This is a genomic window from Cupriavidus sp. CPT47-8839-RL05A (assembly GCF_058792255.1).
Genome location: NZ_JBYTEG010000028.1, coordinates 1 through 13,218 on the forward strand (window position 1 = coordinate 1; position 13,218 = coordinate 13,218).

A 13,218-nucleotide genomic window follows, 5' to 3' on the forward strand; every position below is an offset into this window, starting at 1 on the left:
CGCGCATCATGATGCGCGCAGGTCACGTGTCACCTATGTCTCCGAACACCTGTTACCCATGTCTCCGGTCTGTACACAGCCAAGCCGGGGGGGCGCCGTCAGCCGCGCAAGCTGATCGGCTCTTCCGATTCCTGACTGGCCGCCGCGGCCAGCACGCGCTCGCGCAGCCAGGCGTGGGCGGGATCGGCTTCGGTGCGCTCGTGCCAGATCATGCTGAAGGTGAAGTCGTCGAGCGCAAACGGCGGCGCGAACACGGCGTAGCGCGGGTCCTCTTCCAGCGCGGCCAGGCTGCGCCGCGCCGTGGTCAGCACCAGGTTGGTCCCGGCGATCAGCGCCGGCGCCACGCTCCAGTGCGGCACCACGCAGGCGATCTTGCGCCGTCCGCCCAGCTTGGCCACCGCGGTGTCGATCGCGTCCATGCGTTCGCTGTGCGTGGCCACCAGCACGTGCGAGCGCGCCAGGTAGGCCACCTGGTCGAGCCGGCCGGTGTCGCGCACGGTGGCGGCATCCACCGCGCAGGCATAGCTCTCGCAGAACAGCTCCGCGGATTTCACGCCTTCGGGCTGGTGGGTGAACACGCCCAGCGCCATGTCGATCTCGCCATCGGCGACCTGGGCGGTCATGCCTTCGCGGCTGGCCTGCGACACCACCAGGTCGATATTGGGCGCGGCCTTGCGCACCGCGCGCAGCAGCCGCGGCAGCACCACCAGCGCGCCGTAGTCGGACATGGCCAGGCGGAAGCTGCGCCGCGCGGTGGCTGGCTGGAAGCCGCTCGGCCCCAGCAGGATGCGCACCTGCGCCAGCGCCTCGGCCAGCGGGCCGGACAGCTCATGGGCGCGCGCGCTCAGCACCAGTCCGCCCTTGCCGCGCACCAGGATGGGATCGTCGAGCAGCTGCCGCAGGCGCCCGAGCGCGTGGCTGACCGCCGGCTGGCTCAGGTGCAGCCGCAGCGCGGCGCGGGAGATATGGCGCTCGGCCAGCAGTGCTTCGAGCACCACCAGCAGGTTGAGGTCGATTCCGCGTAGGCTATTCATTCGGCGAATAATAAACGTACGAAAGCAGAATTGGAAATTCGCATTGCGATATTTCAAACTGCTGGCATCGCATCTTGCCCTATGGAGCGCTTCATGTCAGGCACCCAGTTGCCGTTTTCCCTCCCGGTTTCACTCTGGCTGCCGCTTGGCACGGCCGTGCTGGCCGGCGCGGCGATCCCCTTCCAGGCCGGCGCCAACGCCACCCTCGGGCGCACGCTCGGGCATCCGCTGTCGGCCACGCTGGTGTCGCTGCTGGTCAGCCTGGCGGCGCTGTTGCCCGTGCTGTGGCTGATGCGCGTGCCGCTGCCGGCGCCAGCGGCACTGGCGCGTGCGCCTGGCTGGCTCTGGATCGGCGGGGTGCTGGGGGTGTTCTATATTTCGGCCGCGCTGATGATGGCGCCGAAGCTGGGCGCCGCGGGTTTTATCGCCGCGGTGGTGGCGGGCCAGGTGCTGGCGGCGCTGCTGGTGGACCAGTTCGGGCTGGCCGGCTTTGCGGTGCGCGCGCTCACGCCGGCGCGGCTGGCGGGCGCGGCGCTGATCGTGGCGGGGATGCTGGTGATGCAGTGGGGCAGCGCCGCAGGGCCCGGGCCGGCGCCTCAGCCAGCGGCGGAATCTGGTTCCTGAGCCGCTTGCCGGCGCGCTGCCAGGCAGGCCGGACACAGGCAGTGCTGGCCCGGCACGATGCGCCGCGCCGGCAGCAGCGGCTGGCTGGCGCACCAGCACTCGGGCAGCCCCGCCACGTAGCCGCAGACAAAGCCCGCGCCGCAGCGGCTGCAATGTTCGACCGGGCGCAGCTGGCCGGTCAGCACGGTCGAGGCGTCGCTCATGGCAGGTCTCCCGGCGCTGGCGGGAAATCGGGGATCCGGGCTGGCAAGAGGCGGCTGGCGGCGGGCATGATGGTCAAGATGGGGAACGCTGTGCCGCGGCGCAGGCCAAACGGCTGAGTGGTGGCGGCACGTTGTTGCGTGGACGGAACGCGTTGGTGCCCCGTGGGGCGCTTGCAGGCGGTTCGCGGGACCACGTTCGGCCGGTTGACTCGCGCCCCGCGCGGTTTCTTGTAAAATCGGCGCCTGCCATGGCCGGATGGCGCACTTTCGGGCGATCCCCGTTGGTTATCCCTGGCTACGTGGCCGATTAGCCATCATACCTGTTGATTCTCACGGATGTCCCCCATGAACGCCGACAACCCCGGGCCTGCCGCAACCACGGTGGCCGCCATTGCTCCCGCGCTGAAAGCCGAGATCCTCGCCGAGGCCCTGCCGTATATCCGCAAGTTCCACGGCAAGACCATCGTGGTCAAGTACGGCGGCAATGCCATGACCGAAGAGAAGCTCAAGCATGGCTTCGCGCGCGACGTGATCCTGCTCAAGCTGGTCGGCATGAACCCGGTGGTGGTGCACGGCGGCGGCCCGCAGATCGATGAGGCACTGAAGAAGGTCGGCAAGGTCGGCACCTTCGTGCAGGGCATGCGCGTCACCGACGAAGAGACCATGGAAGTGGTCGAGTGGGTGCTGGGCGGTGAAGTCCAGCAGGACATCGTGATGCTGATCAACCAGTACGGCGGCCAGGCCGTGGGCCTGACCGGCAAGGACGGCGGCCTGATCCGCGCCAAGCGCCTGCAGATGCCCGACCGCGAGAACCCGGGGGCGTTCATCGATATCGGCTACGTCGGCGACATCGAGGCGATCAACCCCGCGGTGGTCAAGGCGCTGCAGGACGACGCCTTTATCCCGGTGATCTCGCCGATCGGCTTCTCCGACGACGGCCAGGCCTACAACATCAACGCCGACGTGGTTGCCGGCAAGATGGCCGAGATCCTGAAGGCCGAGAAGCTGGTGATGATGACCAACATCCCGGGCGTGATGGACAAGAAGGGCAACCTGCTGACCGACCTGTCCGCGCGCGAGATCGAAGAGCTGTTCGCCGACGGCACCATCTCGGGCGGCATGCTGCCGAAGATTTCGTCGGCGCTGGATGCGGCCAAGAGCGGCGTGCATTCGGTGCACATCATCGACGGCCGCATCGAGCATTCGCTGCTGCTGGAAATCCTGACCGAGCAGGCCTTCGGCACCATGATCCGCTCGCACTGAGCGGAGCCTCGGGGCGGTGCCGGCAGCGGCCGGCCGCCCCGGACATCCCATCACCCTCCGAGTTGCCCGGCGTGCCTTCCAGTCTTCGTTCTCCGCGCCGTGTCCGCGCTCGCCTCTGCCGCCACCCCGCGGGCAATACCTCGGGCAATACGGTCTGGCTGTTCGATCTCGACAACACCCTGCACGACGCCTCGCACGCGATCTTCCCGGCCATCAACCGGCTGATGACCGACTACGTGGCGCGCGTGCTCGGCTGCGACGAGGCCACCGCCAGCCGCGTGCGCGTGGACTACTGGCAGCGCTACGGCGCCACGCTGCTCGGCATGATCCGGCACCACGGCGTGGATCCGGCTGATTTCCTGCGCGCCGCGCATGAATTCCCGGCGCTGGCCGACATGGTGCGGGTGCGGCGCGGGCTGGCCGCGCACCTGCGGCGCCTGCCGGGGCGCAAGATCCTGGTCACCAATGCGCCGCAGGACTACGCGCGGGCGGTGCTGGAGATAGCGGGCATACGGCATTGCTTCGAGCGCGTGGTGGCAATCGAGCAGATGTGGGTGCATGGCCACCTGCGGCCCAAGCCGGACCGCCGCATGCTGCGCCGGCTGCTGGTGCAGACCCGCATCGCGCCACATCGCGCGGTGCTGGTGGAAGACACCGTGTCGCACCTCAAGCGCTATGCCGGCACCGGCATCCGCACCGCGTGGGTGACGGGCTACCTGCGCACGATCGCGCCACCGCGCCCGCATGAGGTGCCTGCGGTGCGCGATGACGGCAGCCGGCGCGATGCCGCGGTACGCTCGACGCTGGAGGCGGAGGACCGGCGCCATGTCGGCCACGCCGCGCAGGAGCAGTCGGTGACGCTGGTGGCCGCGGAGACCCAGGCACCGCAGGCGCAGCCCGACAACGTGCGGCGCGTGCGCGCCCGCGTGCCGAACCGGCCGGCCTATGTGGACATAAAAGTACAATCGATGCATCAACTCCAACGACGAATGCGGAGAATCGGGTCATGACGCAAAGCAACGGGCGCGAGCCAGAGGCGGTCATTTCAGGCAGTGCGCAGGATGCGCAGGACGGAGGCCAGCCGCCGGCCACGCAGGTGCGCAAGCGCCCGCGCCCGGGCGAGCGCCGCGTGCAGATCCTGCAGACGCTGGCCACCATGCTGGAGCACCCGCGCGGGGAGAAGATCACAACGGCGGCGCTGGCTGCGCGCCTGAGCGTGTCCGAGGCGGCGCTGTACCGCCATTTCGCCAGCAAGGCGCAGATGTACGAGGGCCTGATCGGCTTTATCGAGCAGACCGTGTTCGGCCTGATCAACCAGATCACCGACAAGGAAGAGCACGGCCTGCGCCAGGCCCATGCCATCGTGCGCATGCTGCTGTCGTTTGCCGAGAAGAACCCGGGCATGACGCGCGTGCTGACCGGCGAGGCGCTGGTGGGCGAGCACGAACGCCTGCAGGAGCGCATCAACCAGGTGGTGGACCGCATCGAGGCCTCGCTGCGCCAGTGCCTGAAGATGGCGGTGACACAGGCCGCGTTCCCGGCGGACGCCGACATCCCGGCGCGCGCGGCGCTGATCATGGCGGCGGTGCAGGGGCAGTGGCACCGCTACGCCAAGAGCGGCTTCCGCAAGTCGCCGTCGCACTATGCCGAGGCGCATCTGCGGGTCTTGCTGGGCTGAAAACAACATGCCGGGCCGATTGCTCTATAATTGCCCGGTCGCGCCGATTTGATGACTGGCTTGCGGGCGCGCGGCAGCCAAGGGACCAAGTTCCGGGTTGCCACTATAAATGCGGCTAAAGAGGTTGGGTCGGCGCCCCATGCCACCACGGTAGTGGATGGCGCCGGCACGCGGAATCCCGCAAGGAATCCAGTGAATCCCGACTTGGCTGCGACGCTTCATACGCAAATGCCGGTCGGGTTTTTTTATGCCCGTTCGCCACGGGCCGGATTCCATGACTGATGTCGCCCTGCCGACCGCCGCGCCTGCCGCGTTCGACCTGCCGCCCGATTCGGTCGGCGTAGTTGCGCCGCAGCGCATGCACTTTGCCGAGCCGCTGAAGCTGCGCAACGGCTCGTCCATTGCCGGCTACGACCTGATGGTCGAGACCTATGGCACGCTCAATGCGGCCCGCTCCAACGCGGTGCTGGTGTGCCACGCGCTCAATGCCTCGCACCATGTGGCCGGCGTCTATGCGGAAGACCCGCGCGACGTGGGCTGGTGGGACAACATGGTCGGGCCCGGCAAGCCGCTCGATACCAATCGCTTTTTCGTCATCGGCGTCAACAACCTGGGCTCATGCTTCGGCTCGACCGGACCGATGAGCCTCAACCCGGCCACCGGCGCGCCCTACGGCGCGGCGTTCCCGGTGGTGACGGTGGAGGACTGGGTCAATGCGCAGGCGCTCGTGGCCGACGCGTTCGGCATCACGCAGTTCGCCGCGGTGATGGGCGGCAGCCTGGGCGGCATGCAGGCGGTGGCCTGGAGCCTGCTGTACCCGGAACGCCTGCGCCACTGCATTGTGGTCGCGTCCACGCCCAAGCTGTCGGCGCAGAACATCGCCTTCAACGAGGTCGCGCGCAGTGCCATCCTGTCGGACCCTGATTTCCACGGCGGCAACTACTACGCGCATGGCGTCAAGCCCAAGCGCGGCCTGCGCGTGGCGCGCATGATCGGCCATATCACCTACCTGTCGGACGAGGACATGGCCGAGAAATTCGGCCGCGAGCTGAAGACCGACGACATCCGCTTCTCCTTCGATGTCGAGTTCCAGGTGGAGAGCTACCTGCGCTACCAGGGCGACAAGTTCGCCGAGTACTTCGACGCCAACACCTACCTGCTGATCACGCGCGCGCTCGACTACTTCGACCCGGCGCTGGCCTTCGGCGGCGACCTGACGCGCGCGATGGCGCAGACCCAGGCCAGCTTCCTGGTGGCGAGCTTCGGCACCGACTGGCGCTTCGCGCCCAGCCGCAGCCGCGAGCTGGTCAAGGCGCTGCTGGACAACAAGCGCCCGGTCTCGTACGCCGAGATCGATGCGCCGCACGGCCACGACGCCTTCCTGCTCGACGACCCGCGCTATCACAACCTGATGCGCGCCTACTACGACCGCATCGCAGAGGAGATCGGCGCATGAACGCCCTGGCCAATCCCAATATCCTGGCGCTGCGCCCCGACTTCCGCGCGATCGCGCGCTGGATCGAACCCCATTCCACCGTGCTCGACCTGGGCTGCGGCGACGGCAGCCTGTTGCGCGTGCTGCAGGACGAGCTCGACGTGCAGGCCTACGGCATCGAGATCCGCGACGAAGGCGTGCTGGCGTGCGCGCAGAAGGGCGTCCATGTCATCCAGCAGAACCTGGAGGGCGGGCTGGCGCTGTTCGAGGACAAGAGCTTCGACACCGTGATCCTGTCGCAGACGCTGCAGACCATCCACAACACCGCGCAGGTGCTGCGCGACACGCTGCGGGTGGGGCGCGAGTGCATCGTGTCGTTCCCGAACTTCGGCTACTGGCCGCACCGGCTGTCGGTGTTCCGCGGCCGCATGCCGGTGTCGGAATCGCTGCCCTACCAGTGGTACAACACGCCCAACGTGCGCGTGCTGACCATCAGCGACTTCGAGGCGCTGGCGCCCAAGGTCGGCCTGCGCGTGATCGACCGCGTGGTGATGCACGAGGGCGTGACCGTCAACTGGGGCGGCAACTGGCGCGGCAGCCTGGCGGTGTACCGGGTCTGCGCGGCCTGAGGCGTCAGCGCGGCGCGTCGCCGGCGGTGCCGGCCAGGTGATCGACAAAGGCGCGCACCTTGGGCGGTACATGCCGGGTGGGCGTGTAGACCGCGTAGGCCGTGCCGATGTAGGGCTCGAGGATGTCCCAGTCGGCCAGCACGGTGACGACCCGGCCCTGGTCCAGCGCATCGCCCAATGAGAAGTCCGGCACCAGCCCGATGCCGGCATCGCGCTCCACCATGCTCATGATCGCCAGGCTGTTGTTCAGCGTCAGGCGCGGCGGGATGCGCACCTCCACTTTCTCGCCGCTGGCCTGGTGGCGCATGGCCCAGCGCTCGCCGAAGTTGCCGTAGCCGAGGTACAGGCAGCGTGCGGCGGGCAGGTCGGCGGGCGTGGCCGGCGTGCCGTGGCGGGCCAGGTAGCCGGGCGAGGCCACCAGCCGGTAGCGCACCTCGCGCAGCGGGCGCGCGGCCAGCCCGGGTGCCAGTTCGCGCGCGATGCGTACGGCCACGTCCATCCCTTCTTCGACCAGGTCGACCATGCGGTCGGCCAGCGTCAGCTGCAGGTCCAGCCCCGGGTATCTGGCCAGCAGCGCCGGCAGCCGCGGCGCCAGCCAGGCCTGCCCGAACGAGACCGGCGCGCTCACGCGCAGCACGCCATGCGGCGTGCCGCCGTGCTCGCCGGCCAGCGCGGTGACGTCGCGCGCTGCCGCGGTCATGCGGGCGCAGGCGGCGTAGACCGATTGGCCCAGTTCAGTCAGTGCAAAGGCGCGCGTGGTCCGCTGCAGCAGGCTGGCGCCGAGCGTGGCTTCGAGCCGGGAGACGTGCCGGCTGACCGCCGACGGCGTCATGCCCAGGTCGAGTGCGGCAGCCGAGAAGCTGCCGCACTCGACCACGCGCGCAAACACGGCCATCGCATTAAGTGGCATATCCGGCATGGCACGTCCTCTTTTTTTGACTTCAAATCAAATACTAATTGATCTCTGACGGGATTGTTGAGCAGATCGCATGATGGAACAATGCGGCCATTGTCTGACCGGAGTCCGTCATGCCCTCGCAACAACCCTTGCCAGGCGGCGCCTGGCGCATGGTCGCGGCCATGCTGCTGTCTGGCACCATCGGCTGGTTCGTGGTCACCAGCGGCCAGCCGCCGCTCGATGTGGTCTTCTTCCGCTGCCTGTTCGGCGGCGCGGCGCTGCTGGGCGTGCTGACGCTGCAGCGCGGCTGGGTTCGGATGAGCCGCGCGCAGCTTGGCTGGCTGGCGCTGGGCGGCGTCACACTGGTGCTCAACTGGCTGGCGCTGTTCTCGGCGTATGCGTACAGCGGCATCGCCATTGCCACGGTGGTCTACCACACCCAGCCGTTCTTCCTGCTGCTGCTGACCTCGGTGATCCAGCGCGAGCCGTTCCCGTTCGCACGACTGCCGTGGCTGGTGCTGGCCTTTGCCGGGGTGATGCTGATCACCGGGCTTGAGCATGGCGCCACTGGCACTGCGATGCTGGCCGGTATCGGCCTGGGCCTGCTGGCGGCACTGCTGTATGCGGTGACGACCCTGGCCACGCGGCGGCTGCAGGCGATTCCGCCAGGCCAGATTGCCGGGCTGCAGATGGTGCTGGGCGTGCTGATGCTGGCGCCGCTGGCACATCCCGCGGCCGGCAGCTATGGCACCGGCACCTGGGCCGCGCTGCTGGCGCTGGGGCTGGTGCATACGGGCGTGATGTACACGCTGCTGTATGGCGCGTTCCAGCGGCTCAACGTGGTGTCGATCGCGACACTGTCCTTCATCTATCCGCTGGTGGCGATCGTGATCGACGTGATGGTGTTCGGCGTGGTGCTGGGTCCGCTGCAGATCGCCGGGATGGCGCTGGTGCTGCTGGGCGTGGTCGCTAACCAACTGGGCTGGAGCCTGCCGCTGCGGCGGCGGGTGCAAGGCTGATGCGGGCGCCACGGTGCCAGCGGCTGGAAGATTGACGTCTTGACCCGAACGCTGACTACGGTTAGTGTAGGCAGCACATCGAACGATCGTGCTATTCCCTGCGAGTCACCAACCCATACCAGCCATGTCCACTGCGCCCCAGACCCAGGCGGCCACCGCCGCCAGCCCGCTCCATCCCTTTGACGACGCGCTGGCGCTGGAGCCGGCCGGCGAGCACCGCTTCCTGGGCCGCACCACGCCCGAGTACTGGAACATGATCGGCCCGTTCGGCGGCATCACCGCCGCCACGCTGCTGCAGGCGGCGCTGGACCATCCGCAGCGCCTGGGCGACCCGGTCTCGCTGACGGTCAACTTTGCCGGGCCGATCGCCGAGGGGCCGTTCGAGATCGAGGCGCGCCCGGTGCGCACCAACCGCTCGACCCAGCACTGGACGCTGGAACTGCGTCAGGGCGATGCCGTGGCCACCACCGCCACCGCCATGTTTGCGGTGCGCCGCGAGACCTGGGCCTGCGGTGAGGCGCTGATGCCGGAGGTGCCGGCGGCCGACGCCCTCCCGCCCATGAGCGGGTTTGCGCCGGTGCGCTGGCTCAAGTCCTACGACATGCGCCCGGTGCGCGGCGCCAAGCCGACTGCCGAGGCCGGCACCGAGCACCCGGACAGCCTGACGCAGTTCTGGCTGCGCGACGCGCCGGCGCGCACGCCGGACTTTGCCGCGGTGGCGGCCTGGGCCGACAGCTTCTACCCGCGCATCTTCCTCAAGCGCGCGGGCTTCGTACCGGCCGGCACGGTCTCGATGACCACCTATTTCCATGCCGATGCGGCCACGCTGGCTGCGCTGGGCGACAGCCACGTGCTGGCCAGCGCGCAGGCGCAGGTGTTCAGGCAGGGCTTCTTCGACCAGCGCGCGCAGCTATGGAGTGCCGGCGGCGAGCTGATCGCCAGCTCGCATCAGGTCGTCTACTACAAGGAATGAGGCAGGCGCGGGCTCAGGCGATCGCTTCGCGCGCCTGGGCCTCGTAGCGATGCACGGTGTGGCGCATGGCCCAGAGCAGCATCACGCCGGGCAGCGCCACCACCACGGTGCCCAGGTAGAACGGCGCCCAGCCCCAGGCCTCGACCATATAGCCCGACGAGGGCCCCACGTAGACCCGGCCCACCGACGCCAGCGCCGACAGCAGCGCGTACTGAGTGGCCGAGAACGAGCGGTTGCACAGCGTCATCAGCAGCGCCACGAAGGCCGCCGTGCCCATACCCCCGCACAGGTTTTCGACCGCAATGGTCGCGCCCATGGTCCACAGGTGCGGCGGCGTCACCGCCAGGATCCAGTAGCCCAGGTTAGACACCGCCTGCAGCACGCCGAACAGCATCAGCGAGCGGTACAGGCCCAGGCGCACCATCAGCGTGCCGCCGAACAGCGCGCCGATGATGGTGGCGGCCAGCCCCAGGGTCTTGTTGACGATGCCCACCTCGCCCGCCGAGAAGCCCACGCCGCGGATCAGGAAGGTGGTCGACAGGCTGCCGGCAAAGGCGTCGCCGAGCTTGTACAGCACGATCAGCAGCAGCAGCCACCATGCGCCCTGGCGGCCAAAGAAGTCGCGCAGCGGCCCTACCACCGCCTCTTCCAGCGAGCGCGGCGCGCGCGCGGGGACGTCCGGTTCCGGCGCCCACAGCAGCGTGACGATGCCCACGCCCATCAGTGCCGCCATCAGCAGGTAGGTCTGCTGCCAGCCCAGCACGCGGTCGGCCAGCCACAGCGCCAGGCCGCCCGAAACCAGCATCGCCAGCCGGTAGCCCAACACCTTGACCGCCGCGCCGGCGCCGCGCTCGGGCGGGCGCAGCACGTCGGTGCTGTAGGCGTCGAAGACGATGTCCTGCGAGGCCGACAGGAAGGCCACCAGCGTGGCCAGCGCGGCCAGCGTCCACAGCGCCTCGCGCGGCGGGCAGAAGGCCATGCCGGCGATGCCCAGCACCAGCCCCACCTGCGTCACCAGCAGCCAGCCGCGCCGCCGCCCCAGCAGCGGCGGCGTGTAGCGGTCCATCAGCGGCGCCCACAGGAACTTGAAGATATAGGCCTGGCCCACCAGCGAGAAGAAGCCGATGGTCTTGATATCCAGCCCCTCGACCGTCATCCATGCCTGCAAGGTGCCGGAGGTCAGCGCCAGCGGCAGCCCGGAGGCGAAGCCCAGCGCCAGCATGGCGCCGATGCGGCGGTTGCGGAAGATATCGAGGTAGGTCTGGAAGGTCATGAACGGGCCGGCGTGAAGCGCCGCGCGGCTGCGCGGGCGCCGTGTATTATTGCATCACCTGTTTGCCTGCCCGCCACATGCGGCACGGCATCGTTGCCGCGGATCACCGATCCGCCTGCCTGGTCTTCCACTGCGTCCGAGGAACCGCAAATGCTCCGCCGCCTGCAAGGTGTTCAGCGTCCTACCCGTGACCGGCTGGTGCGCGCGCTGGCGCTGGCCGCGGTGGCGGCGCCCATGGCCTGGTGCCTGCCCGCCCAGGCGCAGGACAGCGAGGCTGGCGGCATCCGGCTGGACCGCAGCGGCTCGGCCGTGCGCAAGATCGTGCCGGTCGAGGCCATCGAGCAGCAGGCCGCGCAAGAATATGAGCAGCTCAAGCAGGAAGCCATCGCCAAGCATGCACTGGCCGCCGCCGACAACCCGCAGCTGGTGCGCCTGCGCACGATCGGCAAGCGGCTGCTGCCGCAGACCGCACGCTGGAACGAGCGCGCGCGGCAGTGGCAGTGGGAGATCAACCTGATCGGCTCCAGGCAGGTCAATGCGTTCTGCATGCCGGGCGGCAAGATCGCCTTCTATACCGGGTTGCTCGACCAGCTCAAGCTGACCGACGACGAGATCGCCATGGCGATGGGCCACGAGATCGCCCACGCGCTGCAGGAGCATGCGCGCGAGCGCGCCGCCAAGTCCGAGATCACCAACCTCGGCGCCAACGTGATCTCGCAGCTGTTCGGCTTCGGCAACCTTGGCAATATGGCGCTCGGCACCGGCGCCCACCTGCTGACGCTGCGCTTCTCGCGTGCGGATGAATCCGAGGCGGACCTGATCGGCATGGATATCGCCGCGCGCGCCGGCTATGATCCGCGCGCCGCGGTGTCGCTGTGGCAGAAGATGGGCAAGGTGAGCCAGTCCGGCACCGAGTTCCTGTCCACGCATCCGTCCGGGCGCAGCCGCATCGCCGACCTGGAGAAGCACCTGCCGGAGGTGCTGCCGCTCTATGCGCGCGCGAGCAATACCACGGTGGAGAGGCTGCCGCCATACCGCGCCAACATGGCGGGCCTGGGCGGAGCGCCGGTGGACAGCGGCGACGACGACCGGCAGAAGCCGCTGCAACGCTGAGCGGTCCGCTGGCGCAAATGAAAAAAGCCGGCAATGCCGGCTTTTTCCTCATTCAGGGCTTGCCGCTGCGTCAGGCGCGCAGCCCCGTGGCCTCGTCGGCGCCCACATGCACGTTCATGCATTGCACCGCCGCGCCGGCCGCGCCTTTGCCCAGGTTGTCCAGGCGGGCCACCAGGTTCAGGCGCTCGGCATTGCCGAACACGAACAGGTCGACCCGGTTGGTGTCGTTGTTGGCCTGCACGTCGAAGAAGCCGCCATCGAGGTTGTCGGCGCTGTTGTACGGCATCACGCGCACGAACTGCTCGCCTTCATAGTGCTTGCGGTAGATCTCGACGATCTGCTCGGGGCTGACCTTGCGCGCCAGCCGGTCCGTGAACACCGGCACCGTCACCGCCAGGCCCTTCAGGAAGTTGCCGACGATCGGGTTGAAGACCGGCGCCTGCGCCAGGCCGGCCTGCACGCGCATCTCGGGCAGGTGTTTGTGTTCCAGGCCCAGCGCGTACGGGCGCGGGCTGTCCAGCTTCGGGTTACCGCCGGCTTCGAACTCGGCAATCATCGACTTGCCGCCGCCGCTGTAGCCGGTCAGCGAAAACGCCGAAACCGGGTAGTCGGCCGGCAGCACGCCGGCGTCCACCAGCGGACGCACCGCCAGCACGAAGGCGCTGGCGTGGCAGCCCGGCACCGCAATGCGCTTGCTGGCGCGGATCTTCTCGCGCTGGCCGCGCGCCAGCTCGGGCAGGCCGTAGGCCCAGCTGTCGGTGGTGCGGAACGCCGTGCTGGCGTCGATCACGCAGGTGTTCGGGTTGGTCACCAGCGACACCGCCTCGCGCGAGGCCACGTCGGGCAGGCACAGGAAAGCGACGTCGGCGGCGTTCAGGAATCGTGCTCGTTCGGCCGGGTCCTTGCGCTTGTCATCGGCAATGCGCAGCAGTTCCACGTCGGAACGGCCGGAAAGATAGTCAAGCAGCCGGAGACCGGTGGTGCCTTCCTGACCATCGACGAACACTTTGAAAACCATGGCTGACTCACTCAATGAAGTGCGGGAAATGCGAAATGTCCCCTGCCGCATGCGGTAG

At 68.7% G+C, this 13,218-nt stretch carries 14 protein-coding genes; 9 read left to right on the forward strand and 5 right to left on the reverse strand.

Annotation, left to right across the window (positions count from 1 at the left end; genetic code table 11):
* Positions 1-98: 98 nt before the first annotated feature.
* A complete protein-coding gene (locus AC3WVS_RS27480) occupies positions 99-1,034 on the reverse strand; it encodes a LysR family transcriptional regulator (protein ID WP_492321150.1) in 936 nt (311 codons plus the stop codon).
* A 93-nt stretch (positions 1,035-1,127) separates the two neighbouring features.
* Between AC3WVS_RS27480 and AC3WVS_RS27485 the strand changes: the two genes are divergently transcribed.
* The gene (locus tag AC3WVS_RS27485) at positions 1,128-1,658 is read left to right on the forward strand and encodes a DMT family transporter (RefSeq protein WP_492321151.1); all 531 of its coding nucleotides are present in this window, start codon (positions 1,128-1,130) and stop codon (positions 1,656-1,658) included.
* Here the strand turns inward: AC3WVS_RS27485 and AC3WVS_RS27490 are convergent.
* On the reverse strand, positions 1,631-1,861 hold the full coding sequence (locus AC3WVS_RS27490; RefSeq protein WP_492321152.1) for a cysteine-rich CWC family protein: 231 nt from the start codon (positions 1,859-1,861) through the stop codon (positions 1,631-1,633). The two genes, AC3WVS_RS27485 and AC3WVS_RS27490, sit on opposite strands and share 28 nt — an antisense overlap.
* A gap of 345 nt (positions 1,862-2,206) precedes the next feature.
* Here AC3WVS_RS27490 and argB point away from each other — a divergent pair, with 345 nt between their 5' ends.
* The 5 genes from argB (at position 2,207) to metW (ending at position 6,866) form a co-directional block, all read left to right on the forward strand.
* Positions 2,207-3,124 carry an acetylglutamate kinase gene (argB, locus tag AC3WVS_RS27495; RefSeq protein WP_010813296.1) on the forward strand — a complete coding sequence of 306 codons (918 nt, stop codon included), beginning with the start codon at positions 2,207-2,209 and terminating at the stop codon, positions 3,122-3,124.
* A gap of 71 nt (positions 3,125-3,195) precedes the next feature.
* Positions 3,196-4,134 (forward strand): pyrimidine 5'-nucleotidase, encoded by a 939-nt coding sequence (locus AC3WVS_RS27500; protein WP_492321153.1) that lies wholly within the window; start codon positions 3,196-3,198, stop codon positions 4,132-4,134.
* A complete protein-coding gene (gene slmA / locus AC3WVS_RS27505) occupies positions 4,131-4,802 on the forward strand; it encodes a nucleoid occlusion factor SlmA (protein WP_492321154.1) in 672 nt (223 codons plus the stop codon). The genes AC3WVS_RS27500 and slmA overlap by 4 nt, the downstream gene beginning before the upstream one ends.
* 274 nt (positions 4,803-5,076) lie before the next feature.
* Complete coding sequence (gene metX / locus AC3WVS_RS27510; RefSeq protein WP_011614402.1) at positions 5,077-6,258, forward strand: homoserine O-succinyltransferase MetX; 1,182 nt, start codon at positions 5,077-5,079, stop codon at positions 6,256-6,258.
* Positions 6,255-6,866: a methionine biosynthesis protein MetW gene (gene metW, locus AC3WVS_RS27515; protein ID WP_010813300.1), complete on the forward strand. Its 612-nt coding sequence runs from the start codon at positions 6,255-6,257 to the stop codon at positions 6,864-6,866. Before metX ends, metW begins: the two co-directional genes overlap by 4 nt.
* Before the next feature lie 4 nt (positions 6,867-6,870).
* Here the strand turns inward: metW and AC3WVS_RS27520 are convergent, their stop codons facing one another.
* The gene (locus AC3WVS_RS27520; RefSeq protein WP_492321155.1) at positions 6,871-7,785 is read right to left on the reverse strand and encodes a LysR family transcriptional regulator; all 915 of its coding nucleotides are present in this window, start codon (positions 7,783-7,785) and stop codon (positions 6,871-6,873) included.
* Positions 7,786-7,895: 110 nt separating this feature from the next.
* Here AC3WVS_RS27520 and AC3WVS_RS27525 point away from each other — a divergent pair, with 110 nt between their 5' ends.
* On the forward strand, positions 7,896-8,783 hold the full coding sequence (locus AC3WVS_RS27525) for a DMT family transporter (RefSeq protein WP_010813304.1): 888 nt from the start codon (positions 7,896-7,898) through the stop codon (positions 8,781-8,783).
* A gap of 124 nt (positions 8,784-8,907) precedes the next feature.
* Entirely contained in the window at positions 8,908-9,756 is an 849-nt protein-coding gene (locus tag AC3WVS_RS27530) for an acyl-CoA thioesterase (protein WP_492321156.1), read from the forward strand.
* Positions 9,757-9,769: 13 nt separating this feature from the next.
* Here AC3WVS_RS27530 and AC3WVS_RS27535 read toward each other — a convergent pair whose 3' ends face one another.
* Positions 9,770-11,029, reverse strand: a complete 1,260-nt coding sequence (locus tag AC3WVS_RS27535) for a muropeptide transporter (protein WP_492321157.1) — start codon at positions 11,027-11,029, stop codon at positions 9,770-9,772.
* Positions 11,030-11,179: 150 nt separating this feature from the next.
* On the opposite strand from AC3WVS_RS27535, the gene AC3WVS_RS27540 reads away from it, so the two are divergent.
* Positions 11,180-12,142, forward strand: a complete 963-nt coding sequence (locus AC3WVS_RS27540) for a M48 family metallopeptidase (protein ID WP_492321158.1) — start codon at positions 11,180-11,182, stop codon at positions 12,140-12,142.
* Between the two features lie 70 nt (positions 12,143-12,212).
* Here AC3WVS_RS27540 and argC read toward each other — a convergent pair whose 3' ends face one another.
* Positions 12,213-13,160 carry an N-acetyl-gamma-glutamyl-phosphate reductase gene (argC, locus tag AC3WVS_RS27545; protein WP_492321159.1) on the reverse strand — a complete coding sequence of 316 codons (948 nt, stop codon included), beginning with the start codon at positions 13,158-13,160 and terminating at the stop codon, positions 12,213-12,215.
* Positions 13,161-13,218 lie beyond the last annotated feature (58 nt).

Coding starts and splice junctions, on each gene's coding strand:
- argC (WP_492321159.1), bottom strand. CDS start 13,160: ATGGTTTTCAAAGTGTTCGTCGATGGTCAGGAAGGCACCACCGGTCTC.
- slmA (WP_492321154.1), top strand. CDS start 4,131: ATGACGCAAAGCAACGGGCGCGAGCCAGAGGCGGTCATTTCAGGCAGT.
- argB (WP_010813296.1), top strand. CDS start 2,207: ATGAACGCCGACAACCCCGGGCCTGCCGCAACCACGGTGGCCGCCATT.
- AC3WVS_RS27520 (WP_492321155.1), bottom strand. CDS start 7,785: ATGCCGGATATGCCACTTAATGCGATGGCCGTGTTTGCGCGCGTGGTC.
- AC3WVS_RS27485 (WP_492321151.1), top strand. CDS start 1,128: ATGTCAGGCACCCAGTTGCCGTTTTCCCTCCCGGTTTCACTCTGGCTG.
- AC3WVS_RS27490 (WP_492321152.1), bottom strand. CDS start 1,861: ATGAGCGACGCCTCGACCGTGCTGACCGGCCAGCTGCGCCCGGTCGAA.
- metW (WP_010813300.1), top strand. CDS start 6,255: ATGAACGCCCTGGCCAATCCCAATATCCTGGCGCTGCGCCCCGACTTC.
- AC3WVS_RS27530 (WP_492321156.1), top strand. CDS start 8,908: ATGTCCACTGCGCCCCAGACCCAGGCGGCCACCGCCGCCAGCCCGCTC.
- metX (WP_011614402.1), top strand. CDS start 5,077: ATGACTGATGTCGCCCTGCCGACCGCCGCGCCTGCCGCGTTCGACCTG.
- AC3WVS_RS27525 (WP_010813304.1), top strand. CDS start 7,896: ATGCCCTCGCAACAACCCTTGCCAGGCGGCGCCTGGCGCATGGTCGCG.
- AC3WVS_RS27480 (WP_492321150.1), bottom strand. CDS start 1,034: ATGAATAGCCTACGCGGAATCGACCTCAACCTGCTGGTGGTGCTCGAA.
- AC3WVS_RS27535 (WP_492321157.1), bottom strand. CDS start 11,029: ATGACCTTCCAGACCTACCTCGATATCTTCCGCAACCGCCGCATCGGC.
- AC3WVS_RS27540 (WP_492321158.1), top strand. CDS start 11,180: ATGCTCCGCCGCCTGCAAGGTGTTCAGCGTCCTACCCGTGACCGGCTG.